The 21394-nt window shown below is 65.1% G+C and carries 21 protein-coding genes and 1 pseudogene; 15 read left to right on the plus strand and 7 right to left on the minus strand.

Annotation, left to right across the window (positions count from 1 at the left end):
• The first annotated feature begins 71 nt into the window (after window positions 1–71).
• From B3P22_RS14865 to B3P22_RS14900, 8 genes are all read left to right on the plus strand, one after another.
• Window positions 72–734, plus strand: a complete 663-nt coding sequence (locus B3P22_RS14865) for a TetR/AcrR family transcriptional regulator (protein ID WP_296271495.1) — start codon at window positions 72–74, stop codon at window positions 732–734.
• Entirely contained in the window at window positions 734–1318 is a 585-nt protein-coding gene (locus tag B3P22_RS14870; RefSeq protein ID WP_296271496.1) for an IMPACT family protein, read from the plus strand. Before B3P22_RS14865 ends, B3P22_RS14870 begins: the two co-directional genes overlap by 1 nt.
• Window positions 1315–1878 carry a DUF922 domain-containing protein gene (locus tag B3P22_RS14875; protein WP_296271497.1) on the plus strand — a complete coding sequence of 188 codons (564 nt, stop codon included), beginning with the start codon at window positions 1315–1317 and terminating at the stop codon, window positions 1876–1878. The genes B3P22_RS14870 and B3P22_RS14875 overlap by 4 nt, the downstream gene beginning before the upstream one ends.
• Before the next feature lie 157 nt (window positions 1879–2035).
• The gene (locus B3P22_RS14880) at window positions 2036–2722 is read left to right on the plus strand and encodes an SDR family oxidoreductase (RefSeq protein ID WP_296271498.1); all 687 of its coding nucleotides are present in this window, start codon (window positions 2036–2038) and stop codon (window positions 2720–2722) included.
• A gap of 191 nt (window positions 2723–2913) precedes the next feature.
• The gene (locus B3P22_RS14885) at window positions 2914–3474 is read left to right on the plus strand and encodes an MFS transporter permease (RefSeq protein ID WP_296271499.1); all 561 of its coding nucleotides are present in this window, start codon (window positions 2914–2916) and stop codon (window positions 3472–3474) included.
• Window positions 3475–3795: 321 nt separating this feature from the next.
• Window positions 3796–5343 (plus strand): ABC transporter ATP-binding protein, encoded by a 1548-nt coding sequence (locus tag B3P22_RS14890; RefSeq protein WP_296271500.1) that lies wholly within the window; start codon window positions 3796–3798, stop codon window positions 5341–5343.
• A gap of 10 nt (window positions 5344–5353) precedes the next feature.
• Complete coding sequence (locus tag B3P22_RS14895) at window positions 5354–6457, plus strand: ABC transporter permease (protein WP_296271501.1); 1104 nt, start codon at window positions 5354–5356, stop codon at window positions 6455–6457.
• Window positions 6458–6509: 52 nt separating this feature from the next.
• Entirely contained in the window at window positions 6510–7436 is a 927-nt protein-coding gene (locus B3P22_RS14900) for an ABC transporter permease (protein ID WP_296271502.1), read from the plus strand.
• 80 nt (window positions 7437–7516) lie between these two features.
• Here B3P22_RS14900 and B3P22_RS14905 read toward each other — a convergent pair.
• Window positions 7517–7978 (minus strand): annotated as a pseudogene (locus tag B3P22_RS14905) (REP-associated tyrosine transposase); the annotation flags it as partial.
• A 237-nt stretch (window positions 7979–8215) separates the two neighbouring features.
• Here B3P22_RS14905 and B3P22_RS14910 point away from each other — a divergent pair.
• The 4 genes from B3P22_RS14910 to B3P22_RS14925 all read left to right on the plus strand — a co-directional run bounded on the left by B3P22_RS14910 (window position 8216) and on the right by B3P22_RS14925 (window position 13419).
• Window positions 8216–9571 (plus strand): 8-oxoguanine deaminase, encoded by a 1356-nt coding sequence (locus B3P22_RS14910; RefSeq protein WP_296271503.1) that lies wholly within the window; start codon window positions 8216–8218, stop codon window positions 9569–9571.
• Window positions 9572–9931: 360 nt separating this feature from the next.
• On the plus strand, window positions 9932–11014 hold the full coding sequence (locus tag B3P22_RS14915) for a BMP family ABC transporter substrate-binding protein (protein ID WP_296271504.1): 1083 nt from the start codon (window positions 9932–9934) through the stop codon (window positions 11012–11014).
• A gap of 187 nt (window positions 11015–11201) precedes the next feature.
• The gene (locus tag B3P22_RS14920; protein ID WP_296271505.1) at window positions 11202–12161 is read left to right on the plus strand and encodes a 2-oxoglutarate and iron-dependent oxygenase domain-containing protein; all 960 of its coding nucleotides are present in this window, start codon (window positions 11202–11204) and stop codon (window positions 12159–12161) included.
• 310 nt (window positions 12162–12471) lie between these two features.
• Entirely contained in the window at window positions 12472–13419 is a 948-nt protein-coding gene (locus tag B3P22_RS14925) for an adenosine deaminase (protein WP_296271506.1), read from the plus strand.
• Window positions 13420–13554: 135 nt separating this feature from the next.
• On the opposite strand, the gene B3P22_RS14930 is transcribed toward B3P22_RS14925, so the two are convergent.
• The 6 genes from B3P22_RS14930 to B3P22_RS14955 form a co-directional block, all read right to left on the minus strand.
• A complete protein-coding gene (locus B3P22_RS14930) occupies window positions 13555–15639 on the minus strand; it encodes a TonB-dependent copper receptor (RefSeq protein WP_296271507.1) in 2085 nt (694 codons plus the stop codon).
• Window positions 15640–15700: 61 nt separating this feature from the next.
• Complete coding sequence (locus B3P22_RS14935; RefSeq protein WP_296271508.1) at window positions 15701–16075, minus strand: DUF2946 domain-containing protein; 375 nt, start codon at window positions 16073–16075, stop codon at window positions 15701–15703.
• A complete protein-coding gene (locus B3P22_RS14940) occupies window positions 16075–16566 on the minus strand; it encodes a copper chaperone PCu(A)C (RefSeq protein ID WP_296271509.1) in 492 nt (163 codons plus the stop codon). The genes B3P22_RS14935 and B3P22_RS14940 overlap by 1 nt, the downstream gene beginning before the upstream one ends.
• Window positions 16567–16611: 45 nt before the next feature.
• Window positions 16612–18012, minus strand: coding sequence for a PepSY-associated TM helix domain-containing protein (locus B3P22_RS14945; protein ID WP_296271510.1), 1401 nt, complete (start codon window positions 18010–18012; stop codon window positions 16612–16614).
• 81 nt (window positions 18013–18093) lie between these two features.
• The gene (locus B3P22_RS14950) at window positions 18094–18480 is read right to left on the minus strand and encodes a DUF2946 domain-containing protein (RefSeq protein ID WP_296271511.1); all 387 of its coding nucleotides are present in this window, start codon (window positions 18478–18480) and stop codon (window positions 18094–18096) included.
• A gap of 97 nt (window positions 18481–18577) precedes the next feature.
• Complete coding sequence (locus tag B3P22_RS14955; protein WP_296271512.1) at window positions 18578–19492, minus strand: LysR family transcriptional regulator; 915 nt, start codon at window positions 19490–19492, stop codon at window positions 18578–18580.
• A 107-nt stretch (window positions 19493–19599) separates the two neighbouring features.
• Between B3P22_RS14955 and B3P22_RS14960 the strand changes: the two genes are divergently transcribed.
• The 3 genes from B3P22_RS14960 to B3P22_RS14970 all read left to right on the plus strand — a co-directional run bounded on the left by B3P22_RS14960 (window position 19600) and on the right by B3P22_RS14970 (window position 21374).
• Window positions 19600–19893, plus strand: a complete 294-nt coding sequence (locus tag B3P22_RS14960; protein WP_296271513.1) for a putative quinol monooxygenase — start codon at window positions 19600–19602, stop codon at window positions 19891–19893.
• Between the two features lie 20 nt (window positions 19894–19913).
• Complete coding sequence (locus tag B3P22_RS14965; protein ID WP_296271514.1) at window positions 19914–20930, plus strand: zinc-binding alcohol dehydrogenase family protein; 1017 nt, start codon at window positions 19914–19916, stop codon at window positions 20928–20930.
• Window positions 20931–21191: 261 nt separating this feature from the next.
• Window positions 21192–21374 carry a hypothetical protein gene (locus B3P22_RS14970; protein ID WP_296271515.1) on the plus strand — a complete coding sequence of 61 codons (183 nt, stop codon included), beginning with the start codon at window positions 21192–21194 and terminating at the stop codon, window positions 21372–21374.
• Window positions 21375–21394: the final 20 nt, after the last annotated feature.

Genomic DNA, 21394 nt, shown 5'->3' on the forward strand with positions numbered 1-21394 from the left:
CACTTGTCACCCAGGCGGCGCTGGGGTATCTGTGCAATCGCTCGGCTCCCTGATCAGTTCGGAATCACCCCATGACCTTCGAAGTCCCCGCCCACGGCGCCACCGGCAAACCCGCCGGGCGCATTCGCCAGAAGAACGAAGAAGCCATCATCAAGGCTGCCGAGGAAGAGTTCGCCCGGCACGGCTTCAAGGGCACCAGCATGAACACCATCGCGCAGAACGTCGGCCTGCCCAAAGCCAACCTGCATTACTACTTCAACAACAAGCTGGGCCTTTATCTGGCGGTGCTGAGCAATATCCTCGAGCTGTGGGACAGCACCTTCAACAACCTCAGCGTCGAGGACGACCCGGCCGAAGCGCTGGCGCGCTACATCCGCGCCAAGATGGAATTCTCCCGGCGCCAGCCGAAGGCCTCGCGCATCTTCGCCATGGAAGTGATCAGCGGCGGCGACTGCCTGTCGCAGTACTTCAACCAGAACTACCTGGACTGGTTCCGCGGCCGTGCCGAGGTATTCGAAGGCTGGATCGCCGCAGGCAAGATGGACCCGGTCGATCCAACGCATCTGATCTTCCTGCTGTGGAGCAGCACCCAGCACTACGCCGACTTCGCCTCGCAGATCTGTCGGGTCAGCGGACGCTCGCGCCTGACCAAGCAGGACTTCGAAGCCGCTGGCGACAACCTGATTCACGTCATTCTCAAGGGCTGCGGCCTGACACCGCCCGCCGCATCCTGATGGCTTTCACCCTGGCCGCGCCCTGCGAGTACCGCGAGGAAATTCGCAAGAGCCGCTTCATCGCCCTCGCCGCGCCGGTTGCCAGTGCGGCCGAGGCCCAAGCCTTCATCGACCGTTACAGCGACCTGGCCGCCTCGCACAACTGCTGGGCGTGGAAGGTCGGCAACCAGTACCGTTTCAACGACGACGGCGAACCGGGCGGCACCGCCGGCAGGCCGATACTCGCCGCCATCGAAGGGCAGGATTGCGACCAGGTGGTGGTGCTGGTGATCCGCTGGTACGGCGGCATTCAGCTCGGCACCGGCGGCCTGGCCCGCGCCTACGGCGGCAGCGCGGCGAAATGCCTGCAGGCCGGCGAGCGGCGCGAACTGGTCGTGCGTCAGGCCTTCACCTGCCACCTGCAGTTTGGCGAACTCCCCGTGTTCAAAGCTCGTCTGGGCGAGATGGACAGCCTGATCGAGAGCGAGGATTACGACGCCAGCGGCGCGCGCCTGCAACTGGCCGTGGCACCGGCCGAGCGTGAAAAGCTGGAGCGTCTGTTGGGTGATATCAGCCGTGGCCGGGAGAGCCTGAAAGCACCATGAAACGGATCACTGCACTGCTGCCGCTGCTATGGCTGGCGCTGCCTGTTCACGCCGAAGTACAGCAGCGGCTGCAGGAGCAGTATTACGACCTGCAGGTAGCGTCCGGTGAGTCGCTCAGCCGTGCCATCAGCCAGGCCTCGCCGATTCGCCAGAACGGGCAGATCTACCACGCCTACACACTCTGGCAGGTGCAGTGGAATTTCTGGTGGCGCGAACAACGTGACGGTCGCTGCCAGATCGACCTCACCCGCACCCGGTTGAACGCCACCGTCACCCTGCCCCGCGTCGGGGGCGGCGATGCGCAACAGCGTCAGCGTTTCCAGCAGTATCTCGGTGCACTGCGTGAACATGAGCTGGGCCACTACCGCATCGGCCAGGCAGCCGCCGCCGAGATCGACGCGGCGCTGCTGGCAACACCTGAATATCCCAGTTGCGCCGAGCTGCAACAGCAGGCCAATCGCCGCGCCAGTGCCGTGCTGCAACGGCATGTCGAACATGAACGCCGTTACGACCGCGAAACCGGCCATGGCCGCACACAGGGTGCCTGGTTGGCGGAATAACACTGCAGCGAGAGCTACGCCCCGCCGCGAAGCATGGCGGGACGCGCTCAAAAAGCTTCGCCCCGAGGCGAGACGCCTACAGAGGATTGCCGTGCCGGGATTATCGGATCGGCATTCGCTATGCTGATCTTCTTTCTCAATCGCCATGGAGCCCGACATGACTGCCTCTCGATCCATCCTGATCATTGGAGCCTCACGCGGCCTCGGCCTTGGTCTGGCCGGTGAATTCGCCGCCCAGGGCTGGGCCGTTACCGCCACGGTGCGCAGCACCACGCAACAGGCACCGCTGCAGGCACTGCCCGGCGTCCGCGTGGAGCAGCTGGAGATGACCGAATCGGACAGCCTCGAGCAGTTGGCCAATCGTCTGAGCGGTCAGCAGTTCGACGTCATCTTCGTCAACGCCGGGGTCGCCGGCCCCACACACCACAGCACCGCACAGGCCAGCGCCGAGGAAATGGGACAGTTGTTCCTGACCAACGCTGTCGCTCCACTACGCGTGGCCGAGCGCCTGCTGCCGAACCTGGCCACCGGGCATGGGCTGATCGTGTTCATGAGCTCGATCCTCGGCAGCATCGAGGCAGGCGCCGGCCTGGGCATGCCGCTGTACGGCGCCAGCAAGGCCGCGCTCAACCACCTCGTGCAGTGCTTCGTGCGCACGCAAGACAATCCGCAGCTCGGCGTGCTGCTGATGCACCCTGGCTGGGTGCGCACCGACATGGGCGGTGCCGACGCCCCGCTGGATATCGACAGCAGTTGCAAGGGCATGGTCCAGCAGGTCAGCGCCGCCGTCGGCCAACCCGGCCTGCGCTATCAGGACTTCGAGGGCAACCCGCTGCCCTGGTAAGCGTCAGCGCTGGATAGGGTCGCTAGCTCCCACGCTCCGGCGTGGGGGCCATACTGCGACGCTCTGCCCTCGCTACCGGGCCGGATGCGCCAGAGCTCACAGTCAGCGCGCCACGACATTCGTATAATCAGCGCCCCTGCACACTCGCTGGATGCGAGTTCCCCACGCAACAGTCAATCGGAACCAGGTCAATGGACAACCTGTATCAGCCGCCCAAAGCCGAGCTGCTCGACGAAAAATCCCAGGCCCGTAGCGTCTTCTTCGTCACCTCACTGAAGAAGTTCTACCTGCTGTACTTCACCACCTTCAGCCTGTACTCCTTCTACTGGTTCTACAAACAGTGGGACCTTCAGCGCAGCGCAATGCTGCCGAAAAAGATCTGGCCGGCGGCGCGCTCGATCTTTCAGATTTTCTTCACCCATTCGTTATGCAGCCTGATCAGCGAACACAAGCAGCGCCTGGGCCAGGCGGCCTGGAGCTACTCGGGTACCGCCTGGATGTACGTGCTCCTGACCATCGTCACCAATCGCCTGTCGCGGATCGATGGCCCAGGCGGCGGTCTTGAATTGCTGATGCTGTTCGCCGTCATCATGGTGCCAGCCCTGCCCCTGGCGCTGATCCAGCAACAGGCCAACCAGGCGAGCGGCGACGACGAGGGGCAGAGCAACGCATCCATCAGCGGCCTCAACTTGCTTTGCATGGCCCCCGGGGCCTTGCTATGGCTGTTCCTGATGGGCGCATTTTTCGTCTGATGGCCCGCGGCGCAAGCATGCCTGCTTGCGCTCTGACCGCCGCCCTCACCTGCGGTCCGTCTTGGCGCCTGCCGGGGGTGAATACTGAGCCGCGCAGCGGCTTCCCGGATTGCATCCGGGCTACAGAACAGCTTGGTGGGAGGGGCTTTAGCCGCGAACGCTCGAATGCGGTGCGCACGGCGCACCCTACGCAGTGGTTCGCACCAATCCCGCGCATGAATCAGGACTGGCGGCAGACGTAAACGCCCGCCGCCAGCTTTTCTGACCTCCTGGCCAAGTTTTTGCTTTAGCCCCGCTCAGTTATCGCAACGAGCGCTTCCCATGTCTGCCTCATCCGATCTTCCACGCCTGCAGCTGACCGCCATCAGCAAGCAATACCCCGGCTGCCTGGCCAACGACCGTATCGACCTGACCATTGCCCCAGGCGAGATCCGTGCCCTGCTCGGCGAGAACGGCGCCGGCAAAAGCACGCTGATGAAGATCATCTACGGCGTCACCCAGCCCTGCAGCGGCGAGATTCGCTGGCAGGGTGGGCCGCTGACGATGCGCGACCCAGCCATGGCGCGGCGTCTGGGCATCGGCATGGTATTCCAGCATTTCTCCCTATTCGAGACGCTCACTGTCGCCGAGAACATCGCCCTGGCAATGGGCGCGCAGGCCGGTACGCCGAAGCAGCTGGAGCCGAAGATTCGCGAGGTGTCACAGCGCTACGGCATGGCGCTGGAGCCGACGCGCCTGGTGCACAGCCTGTCCATCGGCGAACGGCAGCGGGTGGAAATCGTGCGTTGCCTGATGCAGGACATCAAACTGCTGATCCTCGACGAACCCACTTCGGTGCTCACCCCGCAGGAGGCCGACGAGTTGTTCGTCACTCTGCGCCGCCTGGCCGATGAGGGCTGTAGCATTCTGTTTATCAGCCACAAGCTCGGCGAGGTGCGCGCGCTGTGCCAGAGCGCCACGGTGCTGCGCGGCGGCCGGGTGTCCGGCCATTGCGTGCCGGCCGAATGCAGCGACCTAGAGCTGGCGCGGCTGATGGTCGGCGACGCCGAGGGACTGGAAAGCAGCTACCCGAAAGTCAGCGGCGGCCTGCCACGGCTGCGTGTCGATGATCTCAGTTGGCACAACCCCGATCCCTTCGGCTGCTCGCTGGACCGCATTCGCCTGGAGGTGCGCAGCGGCGAGATCGTCGGTATCGCCGGGGTGGCCGGCAATGGCCAGGACGAATTGCTCGCCCTGCTCAGCGGCGAAACCCGTCTGCCGCGTGGCGAGCGCGAGCGGGTCAGCCTGGATGCCGCGCCAGTGGCCAATCTGCATCCGGATGCGCGGCGTGGGCTTGGCCTGGCCTTCGTGCCCGCCGAACGCCTCGGCCATGGCGCGGTGCCGGAGATGAGCCTGGTGGACAACGCCCTGCTCACCGCCTTCGGCCAGGGCCTGGTCAAGGGCGGGCTGGTGCAGCGCGGCAAGGTGCGTGCGCTGGCCGAGCAGATCATCCAGCGCTTCGCGGTGAAGACGCCGGATGTCGACACCGCCGCGCGCAGCCTGTCCGGCGGCAACCTGCAGAAATTCATCCTCGGCCGCGAGATTCTGCAACAGCCCAAACTGCTGGTGGCCGCGCACCCGACCTGGGGCGTGGACGTCGGCGCCGCTGCCGCCATCCACCGCGAGCTGATCGCCCTGCGTGATGCAGGCGCGGCGATCCTGGTGATCTCCGAAGACCTCGACGAGCTGTTCCAGATCAGCGACCGCATCGGCGCGCTGTGCAGCGGGCGGCTGTCACCGCTGGCCGAGACGGCGCAGGTATCCACCGTGGAAGTCGGCCGCTGGATGGCCGGTGAATTCGATCAACCCGCCGCTGCTGCGGCCTGCTGACGGAGCCGTCATGCTGTTATCCCTGGAACCGCGCGGCCAAGAGTCACGCCCCATGCTCTGGCTGTCGCCGCTGCTGGCCGCCGTACTGACGCTGGTGAGCGGCGTGCTGCTGTTCACCCTGCTCGGCCATGATCCGCTGGAAACCCTGCACACCCTGCTGATCGCCCCGGTCAGCGACTGGTATGGCGTGTCCGAACTGCTGGTCAAGGCGCTGCCGATTCTGCTCTGCGCCCTCGGCCTGGCGGTGGCCTACCAGGCGCGCATCTGGAACATCGGCGCCGAAGGCCAGTTGCTGATCGGCGCCCTGGCCGGCAGCGCCATGGCCCTGCAACTGATCGACTGGGACAGCCGCTGGGCACTGGCCTGGGTGGTGTTGGCCGGCACCTGCGCGGGCGCGGCCTGGGCCGGCCTTACCGCCTGGCTGCGCACGCAGTTCAACGCCAACGAAATCCTCACCAGCATCATGCTCAACTACATCGCGCTGAACCTGCTGCTGTTCTTCGTGCATGGCCCGCTGAAGGACCCGGCCGGTTTCAACTTCCCCGAGTCGGCAATGTTCGGCGAAGCCAGCCGCCTGCCACTGGTCAGCGAGGACGGGCGCCTGCACGGTGGCCTGTACCTGGGGCTGCTGGCCCTGGTGGCGGTATGGGTGCTGCTGCACAAGAGCTTTCTCGGCTTCCAGATCAAGGTGCTGGGCCTGGACAGCCGCGCCGCCGGCTTCGTCGGTTTTCGCGAGAAGCGCCTGGTGTGGTTCGCCCTGCTGGTCAGCGGCGCGCTGGCCGGTATGGCGGGTGTGGGCGAAGTGGCCGGGCCGATTGGCCAACTGGTACCGCAGGTCTCGCCTGGCTACGGCTACGCGGCGATCACCGTGGCCTTTCTCGGCCGCCTCAACCCGCTCGGCATCGTCGCCGCCAGCCTGCTGATGGCCCTGCTCTACCTGGGCGGCGAGAGCGCGCAGATGAATCTCAACCTGCCGCAGGCAATCACCCAGCTGTTCCAGGGAATGATGCTGTTCTACCTGCTGGCCTGCGACGTGCTGATCCTCTACCGGCCACGCTTCGCGTGGCGCTTCAAGCTGCAAGCCACAAGCCGCAAGCAGGAGTCCGCCGCATGAGCCATTTCTACTTTCCCTTTAACTGCCGCTTGCAGCCTGAGGCTTGACGCTCATGGATCTCGATCTGTTGACCAATATTTTCTACGCCATGGTGCGCACCGGCACGCCGCTGCTGCTGGTGGCTCTGGGTGAGTTGGTGTGCGAGAAAAGCGGCGTGCTCAACCTCGGCCAGGAAGGCATGATGCTGTTCGGCGCGGTGATTGGTTTCATCGTAGCCTTCAGCACCGGCAGCCTGTGGCTCGGTGTGTTGCTGGCGATTGCCGCCGGCATGCTGTTGTCGCTGCTGTTCGCCGCGGTGGCGCTGGGCTTCAATGCCAACCAGGTGGCCACCGGGCTGGCTCTGACCATCTTCGGCGTCGGTCTGTCCACCTTCGTCGGCGCCGCCTGGGTCGGCAAGCCGCTGACCGGCTTCGAGCCCATCGTCATTCCGCTGCTGGCGGACATCCCGCTAATCGGGCGCATGCTGTTCGCCCAGGACGTGCTGATCTACCTGTCCTTCGCCCTGTTCGGGCTGGTGGCCTGGGTACTGCTGAAAAGCCGTATCGGCCTGATCATCCAGGCCGTCGGCGAGAACCCGGACGCGGCCAGCGCCATGGGCCTGCCGGTACTGCGCGTGCGCACCCTGGCGGTACTGTTCGGCGGCGCCATGGCTGGCCTCGCGGGCGGCTACCTGTCGCTGGCCTATACGCCGATGTGGGCGGAAAACATGACCGCCGGGCGCGGCTGGATCGCCCTGGCACTGGTCGTATTCGCCAGTTGGCGCGTATTCCGCGTGCTGCTCGGCGCCTACCTGTTCGGCCTGGCCAGCATCCTTCACCTGGTGGCGCAGGGCATCGGCCTGTCGATCCCGTCGAACCTGCTGGCGATGCTGCCTTATGTGGCCACCATCCTGGTGCTGGTGCTGCTCTCGCGCGATGCGATCAAGACCCGGCTATATGCCCCGGTATCCCTTGGCCAGCCTTGGCAGCCGGGGCATTGATCGAATCAATCGCGGCTGAAGCCGCTCCTACAGAAACAGTGCACGCCCCGTAGGAGCGGCTTCAGCCGCGATAAGATGTCGATCCAGACTGCATCCCACAACGGGTAATCCGCCACCCGCTTCACCAGACCTGCTCGCACAGGATTGGCGACCACATAACGTGCAACAGCCCGCAGATCCTCTTCCTGACGCAAAGCACGATCATGGAAACCCTGCTGCCATAACGGGCCTGTTCGCGACAAACGCTGGTTGATCCGCCGTGAGCTACGGCCTTTTACCCGGCGCATCAGCTCCTTCAGTGCAGTGCTCTCCAGTTGCACCAGCCAATGCAGATGGTCAGGCATCACCACCCACGCCAGTGAGTGCACCAATCCATTCTCATGAGCATCGCGTAGCTCGGCGACCAACAACCGACCGAGGACAAAATCCTGGAGAAGCGCTTCGCGGCCATGTAGCACGGCCGTCAGCAAGTAGACGCGGCCGGATTCGGAAAACCGTCCTCTGCGCAGTGCGCCTGCATGCGGTTTGTCTGGACGAAGCATTCCTTTGCCTCCTGATCGTGATCGGTTCTGTATAGCAGTAATCCTTGATCGCGGCTGAAGCCGCTCCTACAAATACACAGCGCGCCTTGTAGGAGCGGCTTCACCCGCGACCTGGCTTATTGCCCCTGACTTCAGAGTCAGCTATCTTCGCCGCACGTCATTTCTGACGAACCTGGATCAGCAGACAGGGTCAACACTGAGCTGGCTTACCTGACATCAACCTCAGAGGAGCCACTCATGGCTGCTACCCGTATCTGGATCAAGAACCCGCTCGCCATCTTCACCGCCAACGACCTGGACGCATCCGGCGGCCTGGTGATCGCCGATGGCCGCATCTGCGAAGCGCTCGGCAAGGGTAAGCAACCCGCCACGCCCTGCCAGCAGGTATTCGATGCCCGCGAGCATGTGGTGCTGCCGGGCCTGATCAACACCCATCATCACTTCTACCAGACCCTCACCCGCGCCTGGGCGCCCGTGGTCAACCAGCCGCTGTTCCCCTGGCTGAAGACGCTCTACCCGGTCTGGGCACGCCTCACGCCCGAGAAACTCGCCCTGGCCAGCAAGGTGGCGCTGGCCGAACTGCTGCTGTCCGGCTGCAGCACCGCCGCCGATCACCATTACCTGTTCCCCGGTGGCCTGGAGAATGCCATCGACATGCAGGTCGAAGCCGTTCGTGAACTGGGCATGCGCGCCATGCTCAGCCGCGGTTCGATGAGCCTGGGCGAAGACGACGGGGGCCTGCCGCCGCAACATACGGTGCAAAGCGGCGAGACGATCCTGGCCGACAGCCAGCGCCTGATCGGCCAGTACCACGAACGCGGCGATGGCGCGCAGATCCAGATCGCCCTGGCGCCCTGCTCGCCCTTCTCGGTCACACGCGAGATCATACGCGCCAGCGCCGAACTGGCCGATGAACTCGATGTGCGCCTGCACACCCACCTAGCCGAAACCCTCGACGAAGAGGACTACTGCCTGCGCCAGTTCGGCCTGCGCACCGTGGATTACCTGGAAAGCGTCGGCTGGCTTGGCCCGCGCACCTGGCTGGCCCACGGCATCCACTTCAACCCCGAGGAGATCGCCCGCCTCGGCGCTGCGGGCACCGGCGTCTGCCACTGCCCCTGCTCGAACATGCGCCTGGCCTCGGGCATCTGCCCCGTGCATGACCTGGAGGCAGCCGGTGTGCCGGTAGGCCTGGGCGTCGATGGTTCGGCCTCCAACGATGCCTCGAACATGATCCTCGAAGCGCGCCAGGCGCTTTACATCCAGCGCCTGCGCTACGGCGCCGAGGCGATTACGCCCGAGCGGGCACTGGGCTGGGCCAGCAAGGGCTCGGCGAAGCTGTTGGGCCGCAGCGACATCGGCGAATTAGCGGTGGGCAAACAGGCTGACCTGGCGCTGTTCAAGCTCGATGAGCTGCGTTTTTCCGGCAGCCACGACCCCATCGCCGCACTGCTGCTGTGCGGCGCCGACCGCGCCGACCGCATGATGATCGGCGGCACCTGGCGCGTCATCGACGGACAGATCGAAGGGTTGGACGTGGCGCAGCTGATCGCCGATCACCGGCAGGCGGCAACGCAACTGGTGAACGGTTGAAAGCACGCAGCTCCGCTCTAGGAGAGCAGCGAAGCCGACAGTGCTGAAAAACTCGCGGACAAGTCCGCTCCCACAGCAGTGCTGCTGACCTTGTGGGAGCGGACTCGTCCGCGAAGCTTTTCTCGCTGAACGCACTCACGAGCCACTGCCTAAGTGTGAATACCCAGCCTGCTGGATCCAAACCATTGCACCACAACGCGGCATCCGCACAGCCTGCGCACCAATAGCGCTCCACCGACTTCCCGCGCCTCGCCCGCCAGGTCTTGCGCCAAGTCGATCTGTCTTGTTGGTCAGCTTTTTGCAGTCATGGAATCAGCCAACCAACGGCCATTCCAACACCAAGACTGGAGCTGCACCATCATGCACAAGAAGAGCAAGAAACCGCTGCTGCGCACCCTCGTCGCAGCCCTGGGCTTTGGCGCCGTGCTCAGCGCCTCGGCAGCCGATCCTCTGAAGGTCGGTTTCGTCTACATCGGCCCCATCGGCGACCACGGCTGGACTTACCAGCACGAGCAGGGCCGGCAGATGTTGATCAAGGAAATGGGCGACAAGGTCACCACCAGCTTCGTCGAGAACGTGCCGGAAGGCGCCGACGCCGAGCGGGTGATCCGCAACATGGCCAAGGGCGGTTTCGACCTGATCTTCACCACCTCCTTCGGCTACATGAACCCGACCATCAAGGTGGCCAAGCAATTCCCCAAGGTCACCTTCGAGCACGCCACTGGCTACAAGCAGGACAAGAACGTCGGCACCTACCTGTCGCGCTCCTATGAAGGCCGCTACGTCGGCGGTTTCCTCGCGGCGAAGATGACCAAGACCAAGAAGGTCGGCTACATCGCATCCTTCCCGATCCCCGAGGTGATCCGCGACATCAACGCCATCCAGCTGGCGCTGGACAAGTACAACCCGGGCACCGAGATCAAGGTGGTGTGGGTCAACACCTGGTTCGATCCGGGCAAGGAATCCGACGCCGCCAACGCGCTGATCGACCAGGGCGTGGACGTGATGTTCCAGCACACCGACAGCCCCGCACCGATCCAGACGGCCGAACGTCGCGGCATCTACTCCGTCGGCTACGCCTCGGACATGGCCCACTTTGGGCCGAAGGCCGTGCTCACCTCCATCGTCAACGACTGGGGCCCGCACTACGTGAAATCCGCCCAGGGGGTGATCGATGGCACCTGGCAGCCGCAGGATTTCTGGGGCGGCCTGGCCGAGGACACCCTCTCACTGCCGATCAGCGACCTGGTGCCGGCTGACGTGAAGAACGAGGCCGAACAGATCATCGCCGACATTCGCAGCGGCAAGTTCCACCCCTTCACCGGCCCGATCAAGGACCAGAGCGGCGCAGTGCGCATCGCCGAAGACGCCAGCGCGACCACCGCCGAGCTGGCCTCGATGAACTACTACGTGGAAAACGTGAAGGCCGAAATGCCGAAGTAACAGCGCAAAGCATCGCGGCTGAAGCCGCTCCCACAGGTGTAGGAGGCGCTTCAGCCGCGACGTTTTTTAAACATCGATGCCGTCCCTGCTCTGCAGAACCGCATCACCGTGGCGCCGGCCTTTGGGTGCCACGCATCGCTGCCCTGGGTACGAGAAGACTCGCAGCACCGCCCACCCGAGGCTCAACATGAACGCATTACCCATCATCGACATCGCCCCTCTCTACGCTGACGACGCTTCGGCCTGGCCTGCCGTGGCCGAGCAGATCGACCGCGCCTGCCGCGACTGGGGCTTCTTCTACATCGTCGGTCACCCGATCAGTGCCGAGCGCATCGACGCCCTGCTCGGTGCGGCCAAGACCTTCTTCGCCCAACCCGCCGAAGCAAAACTCAGGATCGATATCACCCAGACCGCCCACCACCGCGGTTACGGCGCCATCGCCACCGAGCAGCTAGACCCGAGCAAGCCGAGCGACCTCAAGGAAACCTTCGACATGGGTTTCCACATACCCGCCGATCACCCCGAGGTGCTGGCGGGAAAACCCTTGCGCGGGCCGAATCGCCACCCGGAAATGCCCGGCTGGACCGAGCTGATGGAAACCCACTATGGCGATATGCAGGACCTGGCCAAGACCCTGCTGCGCGCCATGGCCATGGCGCTGGACATCGAGCACGATTTCTTCGACGCACGCTTTCATGAGCCGATCAGCGTGCTACGCATGATCCACTACCCGCCGCGCCACACCGCCAGCAGCGCCGAGCAGCAAGGCGCCGGCGCGCACACCGATTACGGCTGCATCACCCTGCTCTACCAGGACGATGCCGGTGGCCTGCAGGTGCGCGCACGTAGCGGCGAGTGGATCGACGCGCCGCCGATTGCCGGCAGCTTCGTGGTCAACATCGGCGACATGATGGCGCGCTGGAGCAACAACCGTTACACCTCGACGCCACATCGAGTGATCAGTCCGCTGGGCGTGGATCGCTACTCTATGCCGTTCTTCGCCGAGCCGCACCCGGACACGCTGATCGACTGCCTGCCCAACTGCTCTAGCGCGGACAATCCGGCCAAGTATTCGCCGGTAACCAGCGCCGAGTACCTGCTGTCGCGCTTCGCCGATACCTATGCCTATCGGCGCGAGGAGCTTTGATGGCTCCCACGCTCCGGCGTGGGAGACCAGCCCGAGAGGGAATCGACTATGTAGGTTGGACTCAGCCCTGTAGGGCGGACTCTGGAGCGCCAGCGAACAGTCCGCCAGACCAGGCCGGGAACACCGCCGTGACGCACGGCGTACTGCTTCGCGAGTACGCCCTACATCGTTGCTTGCTCACAGGTTGGAACCATCAACAATCAATTCGCGGACAAGTCCGCTCCCACAGGGGAGCGCCCATCGGCACAGCACGATTCTGTCCGAGCGGTTAAACTTGCCGGTTACCCAAGCCTGACCACGAGAAACCACCATGCCCGAATGGCTCAACGCCCTGCCCAAGGCTGAACTGCACCTGCATCTGGAGGGCTCACTGGAGCCCGAGCTGCTGTTCGCCCTGGCCGAACGCAACCAGATCGCCCTGCCCTGGGCCGATGTCGAGACCCTGCGCGCGGCCTATGCCTTCAACAACCTGCAGGAATTCCTCGACCTGTATTACGCCGGCGCCAACGTACTGCGCACCGAGCAGGATTTCTACGACCTGACCTGGGCTTACCTGCAGCGCTGCAAGGCGCAGAACGTCATCCACGTCGAGCCCTTCTTCGACCCGCAGACCCACACCGACCGCGGCGTACCCTTCGAGGTGGTGCTGCGCGGCATCCAGCAGGCGCTGCTCGACGGCGAGAAGCAACTGGGCATCAGCCACGGTCTGATCCTCAGCTTCCTGCGCCACCTGCCCGAGGAAGAGGCGTTCAAGACCCTGGAGCAGGCCATACCGTTCCGCGATGCCTTCATCGGCGTCGGCCTCGACAGTTCGGAGAAGGGCTTCCCGCCGCGGCTGTTCGAGCGGGTGTTCGCCAAGGCCCGCAGCGAAGGCCTGCACGCGGTAGCTCATGCGGGCGAGGAAGGCCCGCCCGAATACATCTGGGAGGCGCTGGACCTACTCAAGATCAAGCGCATCGACCACGGCGTGCGCGCCATCGAGGACGAGCGTCTGATGCAGCGCATCATCGACGAGCAGATTCCGCTGACCGTCTGCCCGCTGTCCAATATCAAGCTGTGCGTGTTCGAGCACATGGGCCAGCACAACATCCTCGACATGCTCGAGCGCGGCGTGAAGGTAACGGTGAACTCGGACGATCCGGCCTACTTCGGCGGCTACGTCGGCGAGAACTTCGCCGCCCTGCACGAGCACCTGGGCATGACCGAAGATCAGGCCAAGCGCCTGGCGCAGAACAGCCTGGACGCGCGCCTGGCTTAAACCACCTGTAGAGCGGACTTGTCCGCGAGCTTTTTCGTTCGCGGACCAGTCCGCTCCCACATTCCCGACCCAAAAGATTTCGGCGCAGCCCCCACCAGAACAGGCGGGGACGCGCAGCAGGCCTTGGGCAGGTGCTCAGAAGTCGAAATCGACCTTGGCCCAAAGCGTGCGGCCTGGCTCGTCGATGCGGCTTTCGGCCGGGAAGCCGAAGCCGGCATCGCCCGCCAGGTTGAGGTGCTCGGCGTAGCGCTTGTCGAGCAGGTTATCCACCCCGGCGCTGAGCTTGACCTGCCGGCTGACGCGGTAAGCCCCATTGAGCGAGAGCACGCCGAAGCCGGCACTGTCGCCGAAGTCCTGCCCTACCACGTTGCCGCGCCCGTCGGCGGTGCGACCCTGACCATCGACCACGCGCCAGAGCGCACCGACGCTCCAGGCGTCACGCTGGTAGCTCAGGCCCAGGCGCGCTTCCAGCGGCGGCATCTGCGGCAGCGCTTCGCCGTCCGAGCTGTTCTTGCCCCAGGCGTAGGCCAGGGTCGCATCGGCCTTCCAGTTGGAGGAGAAGGCGTAGGCCACGCCCAGCTCACCACCCATGATGCGCGCATCGACGTTGTCGGCCTGGGTGCCCATGCCGCGATAGTCGAACAGGATGTAGTCGCGCACCTGCCCGGCATAGGCCGAGGCCCAGGCCTGCAGCTTGTCGCCCTGGTACTGGATGCCGATGTCGAGCTGAGTGGTCTTCTCCGGCTCGATGCCGTCGAACGCATTGGGCGAACCGGCCGGGCCGTTCAGCCCGGCAGAGAACAGCTCCCAGTAATCCGGAAAGCGCTGCACATGGCCGAGGCCGGCATAGAGGGTAGTCGGCGAACCGGCCAGGTCATGCTCGTAGCGCACGAAACCGCTGGGCAGGGTCTCGGCACGCATCTCACCCGCCGTCGGGTTGGGCCGCGCCATGCCCATCATGCTGCGAAAACTTTGCCGGTAATCCTTGGCCGAGGCTCGATCCAGCCGCGCCCCGGAGATCAGCCGATCACGCTCGGCCAGGCTCCAGGTGGCCTCGGCGAATGCGCCGTAGTTATGCATCAGCGCGTCCTTGCTCCAGGGGAAGCGGTCGGCATCCGTGTAGCCCGTCATCATGCTGTAGGTGGAACGACGGCCGCGATGCTCGCTGCGCTGCGCATCGATGCCGGTGATCAGCTGGAGGTCGTCCCACTTCCAGGTCGCCGCCAGCCGGGCGCCGAGGGTGCGCCGGTCGACCTGCGAGGCCATCGGCATGGCCATCATGCTGGTCGGGTCCGGCACGCGCAGGCGGAAGTTGTCCATGATGTGGTCGGCGTAGTTGTAGTAGACCTTGGCCTCGACCTTATCCAGCGCACCGCCGAGGTTGCTGCGCTCGACGCGCAAGCCCAGGCTTTCGCGCTTGAACTGGCTGCCATCCATGCCGCGCCCGGCGTAGCGCGCCTCGCCATCGCCACGACCAGCGCTGAATTCGATCAGGGTGTCGGCATCCGGGGTCCAGCCCAGGGCTACGTCACCGTTCCACTTGTCCCAGCGCGAGGCGATGGTGTCGCCGTCACCGTTGTCGTAGTCATCCGAATGCGAACGGTTGGCCATCACCCGCAGGTAGCCCTGCTCACCACCCACGGCGCCGTCGATCAGGCGGTCGAAGCGCCCGTTGGAACCCGCCAGCACGCTGGCATGTAGGCGCGCGCCCAGTTCGCCGAAGCGCTCCGGCTCGCGCTCGAAGCGCACCACGCCGGCCGACGCACCGGGGCCCCAGATCACCGTCTGCGGGCCCTTGGTCACGGTCAGCAGATCATAGGTTTCCGGAGCGATATAGGAGCTTGGAGCATCCATCCGACCGGGGCAGGCGCCGAGCATCTGGCCGCCGTCGGTGAGCAGCAACAGACGCGAGCCGAACATGCCGCGCAGCACCGGGTCGCTGTTGCTGCCGCCGCTGCGAATCGCCGAGAAACCGGGAATGGTCTTGAGGTAATCGGCGGCATCGCTGGCCGGCACCGGCTGGCGTGGGTCCTTGGGATCAGCCACCACGGTCAGCGGCGAGCTCTGCTGGATTGCCGTGATCACCGTGGGCGGCAGTTCATGAACATGCTCCTCGGCGTGCAGCGGCGTGATGGTGCACAGGCCACAGGCGAGGGCCAGGGCAGACAGGGGAAAACGAGGGCGAACGGAAACAGCGCCCGGAACGAAGGAAACGGACATGCGAATACCTGAAAATGGTCGATTTGCAAAAAGGGCCGGCTAGCCCTCGCTGAAGAGAAAATCAGGCGCGCATGGGCGGTGCGCGTGACAGCGCGCGGGGGAAGTGAGGATCAGTGCGTGGTGCAAGCGGCAGCGCTGCGCCAGTCTGATGAACGGGCGACAGCCGCGCGGCGATTGCCCAACGGTTATCTGCCAGCGCAGGGCAGTGGGAAAACAACGAGCAGTAACCGCAGGCATCCACCTGCAGCACCGGCCTGCCGCCATCGCTGGCAAGCGGTACAGAATCGTCGCCCTCATGGCAGGCGATTTCGTTTAGCCAGCGCCAGTCAGCCGGCTCGGCACGCAGCTGCGGCGCCAGAGGCGCCAGCACGACCAGAACGAACGCCAGCAGCCCGAGATGGGCGGCGAAGGTCCGTCTGCGCGCCGTGATCATCATCAGTGCTGGTGCTTGCCTGCGTCGTGGGCGGCGTGGTCGTGGCCGGCCGGTGCCTCTTGCTGCACGGCCACCTCCACCTCGACGCTGCCGGCCTTCTCGAAGGTCAGGGTCAGCGGAAAGCGTTCACCGTCCTTGGCCTGCTGCTTCAGGTTGAAGAGCATGACGTGGTAGCCCATGGGCTCGAACTTCACCTCACCGCCGGCAGGAATGGCGACGTCCTGCACCTGCTGCATCTTCATCACGCCATCTGCGTGCTTATGCTCGTGCAGCTCGGCCTTGCCGGCCACCGGGCTGCTGACCGAGAGCAGGCGATCAGCCTCGCTGCCCTTGTTGTGCACAACGAAATAGGCAGCCGCGGTCGGCGCCACAGGCGGCATCTCGCGCGACCATGGGTGATCGATATGCAGCGGGCCGACATCGTACTCGTGGGCCTGGGCCAGCATCGCGGGGAGGATCAGAGCGAGGCCCAGCAGGGTTTTGCGCAGGTTCATAGGGATTGTCTCCAGGTGGGTATCGTCAAAAATCATGGCACTTCTTCAGTTGGCGAGGCGGGTTCTGGGCAGCAGACAGAGGCAGCGGTCGAGCGCCCACATCAGCAACAGCGAGGCACCCACCAGCGGGAAGACCATGCCCAGCACGATCATCACGCCGATGGCGGTCTTCCAGCGCGGCAGGTCGTGGCGCAGCGGCGGTACGCCGAGGCGACCGGCCGGGCGGCGTTTCCACCAGAGCACCAGGCCGCTGACCGAGCTGAAGATGATCAGCAGGCAGACCAGCGCCATGAGAATCTGGTTGGCCAGGCCGAACATCTTGCCTTCGTGCAGCTTCACCCCGCTCTCCACGGCCCGCGCCACCAGGCCGTAGTCCGCCCAGCGCACATCGGCCAGCACCTCGCCGCTGTATTGGTCCAGATGCAGGGTGGCATCGTTGCGCGGGTCGTCGGCGAACAGGCCGATGCTGTAAACGCCCGTGGCGCCCTGCGGGAAGCTGATGCTGTAGCCGCGCTGCACGCCGCGCGCATCGGCGGTGTCGACCACCTGCTGCAGGCTGATGCGTGGCGCCGCCGGACCATGGTCGTGACCGGCGTGGCCACGATGCGCAGCGTGCGGATCGGATGCCGGCAGCGGCGTGACCTCCGCCGCCCAGGACACGGTCTGCTCGCGGCTGCTGTTGAGGCTGCCGGCAAGCTGCCCGGACTTCGGCACGTCATCCCACATCGCCGCGGGGAACTGGTTCCAGGCGCCGGCGAACTGGGCGCCCCAGTAGCCGGTCCAGGTCATCCCGGTAAGCAGCATGAACAACAGCAGCAGGGAGCCCCAGAACCCGGTCACCGCATGCAGGTCGCGCCACAGCAGGCGCCCTCGCGCATGCCGGCGTGGCCAGAGCACGCCGGCCGGGTTGTTGCCGCGCGGCCACCACAGGTACAGACCGGACACCACCAGCACGATGCCCCAGCCGGCAGCCAGCTCGATCAGCCGATCACCCAAGGTGCCGATCATCAGGCCGCCGTGCAGGGTGCGCGCTGCCGCCTGCAGGTTCCACTGCGCGTCCTGCTCGCCGAGCAGGGTGCCGCGGTAGGGATCGACGAACAGGTTGAGCAGGCGCCCGTTGTTGTCGATGACGAACTGCGCGCTGCGCCCTTCGCCGAGCGGAGGCAGGTACTTGCTAAGCGTGGCACCGGGGTACAGCTGCTCGACCAATGCCAGCTGCTGGTCAGCGCTGACGCGCTGCTCGGCCACCGGCGCCAGCATCAGGTGCGGGTATAGCCAGGTATCGAGCTGCGGTTTGAACAGATAGATCATCCCGGTAATCGACAGCAGGATCATGAACGGGATGACGAACATCCCGGCATAGAAATGCCAGCGCCAGGCCAGGTTGTAGAAAGACGGGGCCACACGCTCACGAGCAGGTGCGGTGCTATTGGGGGAAGACGCCATAAAGCTTTCTCCAGCCCGCCGCAGTCGTGGACGCGCGGTCAGGCATTCGCGTGATAAGGACGCCCTGAGCGGGCGGAAGGATCAGGCGAAAAAGGGAGAAGCGCGGGGATTGGCCGGAGGCCAGCGATAACGGGTGATGCGCGGCAGATGCAGCGCGGACAGCGACCAGCTGCGCTCGACAGCCAGCAGCCCGAGCAGGCCAAAGAAGGCAGCGAGAATGAGGGCGCTGAACAGGCTGGCCAGGGCGCAATTGGAACCCGTGGCCGGGTTCGGCGCGACGATACCGGAGCCGGTCAGATCAGCCCCTGCGCCGAAGTTACCCTCGAACGAACAGTACTGCCCGTCCAGGCCGCTGAGCTGCATGCCAGCCATCTGGCCGTGGCTGATGGCACAGACGAACGCACTGAACAGAATGCTGAAGTACAGCACCCAGGCGGTCAGTGAGCGGTCTTTGCGGGCCAGTTTCATGGAGCGTGACTCTAAACAGAGGATGGCAGCGCGACACTGCGGTACGTTGCCGCAGAGGCCTGATACGGAAGTCTAGCAGGCGCCCGGCACTTTATCTTCAACGCCAGGGCGCCGCTGCCAGCAGGCGCTCGCAACGCGCCTGGAGGAACTCGCGCAGCAGATGCACCGCCTTGCTCAGTTGCGCCCGGTGTGCGCAGACCAGATACAGCGGCGTCGGCTCGCCCAGCCAGCCGGGCAACAGCACCTGCAGGCGCCCTTCACGGACATCGTCGGCCACGTCCAGCCAGGACTTGTACACCACGCCCTGCCCGGCCACGGCCCAGCGCCGGGTGACATCGGCATCGTCGCACACCCGGTTGCCGGCAACGCTCATGACCATCTCGCGCTTGCCGTCCTGGAAGCGCCAGCGGTCATGCACGCGGCCGTGCAGCATGTACAGCAGGCAGTTGTGCTGGCGCAGCTCCTCTACCGTCTGCGGCGTCCCCTGCCGTGCGAGATAGGCCGGCGAGGCGCAGAGCACGCGGCGATTGTCCGGTGCCACCGGCAAGGCAACCAGGCTGGAGTCTTCCGGTGCGCCATAGCGCAGGGCGATATCTACCGGCTCGCGAAACAGATCGGTGACGCGGTCGGCCAGCAGCAGGCGCAACTGCAGTTGCGGATGCTCGCCCTGGAACTCGTCGAGCCAGGGCAACAGGGTGTTGCGGCCGAAGTCCGAGGGCGCCGAAAGCTGCAGCACACCACGAATACCGTCCTGGCTGCCGGCCAGTTGCTGGCGTCCCTCCTCCAGGCTCTGCAAGGCCAGGCGCGCGTGCACCAGATACAGCTCGCCTTCGGGCGTCAGGCGCAGGCTGCGCGTCGAGCGCGCCAGCAGCCGCACCTGCAGTTGCTGCTCCAGGCGCTTGAGCGCGGCGCTCGCCACCGCCGGCGACACATCGAGTAGCCGCGCCGCGGCCGACAGGCTGCCGCTTTCAGCGGTCCGCACGAAGAGTTGCAGGTCATCGAAACGCAGCATGGCCGCTCACTTTCAAAATAATGATGAAAGAGACTCTATAACCACCTCCTTTTTCTCGCCACACAAATAAACGAGCATGACTTCCCGCCACCAAACCGGAACCAGTCATGACCAGCGCACTAACGCTCATCGCCACCATCAACGTTCTGCCGGGGCATGCCGAGGCAGTGGCCGCAGGCCTGCAAGCCCTGGTCACCGCGAGTCGCACAGAGCCGGGCTGCCTGCAGTACGCGCTGCACCGCAACCAGCAAGCGACGGATCAGTTCGTGATGATCGAACAATGGCGCGACGCCGAAGCGCTGGACCAGCACCGCGCAACGACCCACTTCCTGCATTTCACCCACGCATTCGGCGAGCGGCTCATTGGCGTCGATCTGCTCCCGCTGCAACGCATTGCCTAAACTCAGAGAGCACCCACCAGATGAAAGCCATTGCCTACTACCAATCCCTCCCGGCCGACCATCCTGAAGCGCTGCAGGACGTGCAACTGGACGCCCCGTCTCCCGGCGCGCACGACCTGCTGGTGGAGGTTCGGGCGATCTCGGTCAACCCGGTCGATACCAAGATCCGCCAGGGTGTCGCGCCGGAGAACGGCGCGGCCAAGGTGCTCGGCTGGGACGCCACTGGCGTGGTCAAGGCGGTGGGCAGCGAAGTGACCCTGTTCCAACCTGGCGACCGGGTGTTCTACGCCGGCGCCATCGACCGTGCCGGGGCCAACAGTGAGCTGCATCTGGTCGACGAGCGCATCGTCGGCGCCATGCCCGCCAGCCTGTCGTTCGCCGAAGCAGCGGCGCTGCCGCTGACGGCCATCACCGCCTGGGAACTGCTGTTCGAGCGCCTGCAGATCGCCGAGGGTTCGGCCGATCAGGGCCAGAGCCTGCTGATCGTGGGCGCCGCCGGCGGCGTCGGCTCGATCCTCACCCAGCTGGCGCGGCGCCTGACCGGACTGACCGTGATCGGCACCGCCTCGCGCACGGAGACCCAGGCCTGGGTACGCCAGCTCGGTGCGCATCACGTGATCGACCACGGCAAGCCGCTGAGCGAAGAGCTGGCGCGTATTGGTGTCGGCCAGGTCACCCATGTCGCCAGCCTGACCCAGACCGACCAGCACTTCGCGCAACTGGTCGAGTGCCTGCAGCCGCAGGGGCGCCTGGCGCTGATCGATGACCCGCTGCAACCGCTGGACGTGATGCAGCTAAAGCGCAAGAGTCTGTCGCTGCACTGGGAGCTGATGTTCACCCGTTCGCTGTACCAGACCGATGACATGATCGAGCAGCATCGCCTGCTGCAGCGGGTGTCCGGGCTGGTCGACAGCGGCGTGCTCAGGACCACGCTGGGTGAACATTTCGGCCGCATCGACGCCGCCAACCTGCGCCGTGCCCATGCCTTGTTGGAGAGCGGCAAGGCCAAGGGCAAGATCGTGCTCGAAGGGTTTTGAGGCCGATGGCGGGCCGAGTCGGTGTGGTGGGCTGAAGCCCACCCACCGGGTTGTGTCGTGGCTTTGTCGGGCGGGCCGGGCGACGTTTCGCTTCCACCCAGATCGCCTGATTCAAGCACCACCTCTACGCAGCGTTCATCGCGAAGCGCACGTGCCCGGACCGAGCATTTGACCCAGGTCAGAAAAAAGTCATGCAGTCGGACTATTCTGAGCCTCCCAACACGCGCTGCCGAGGCGGCGCAGCTCAGGGAGGTGGTTAGCATGAAGATTGTCGTCCAACCCCACAATCAGGGCGGCGAACGCCTGTGGCAGGTTCGTCTGGATCAACACGGCGTAAGTTTTCGCAGTGAAGAGGAGGCGCGCCAGTTCGTCGCCAGGCTGCAAGCGCGACTGCGCGCGCCGCATACCCTGCCCGACTGGCCCGCGCAGAAACGGGCGAGCTGACCCTCAGCCCAACGCCTTGT

The organism is Pseudomonas sp. UBA6323 (assembly GCF_002439135.1).
Lineage (GTDB): Bacteria > Pseudomonadota > Gammaproteobacteria > Pseudomonadales > Pseudomonadaceae > Aquipseudomonas.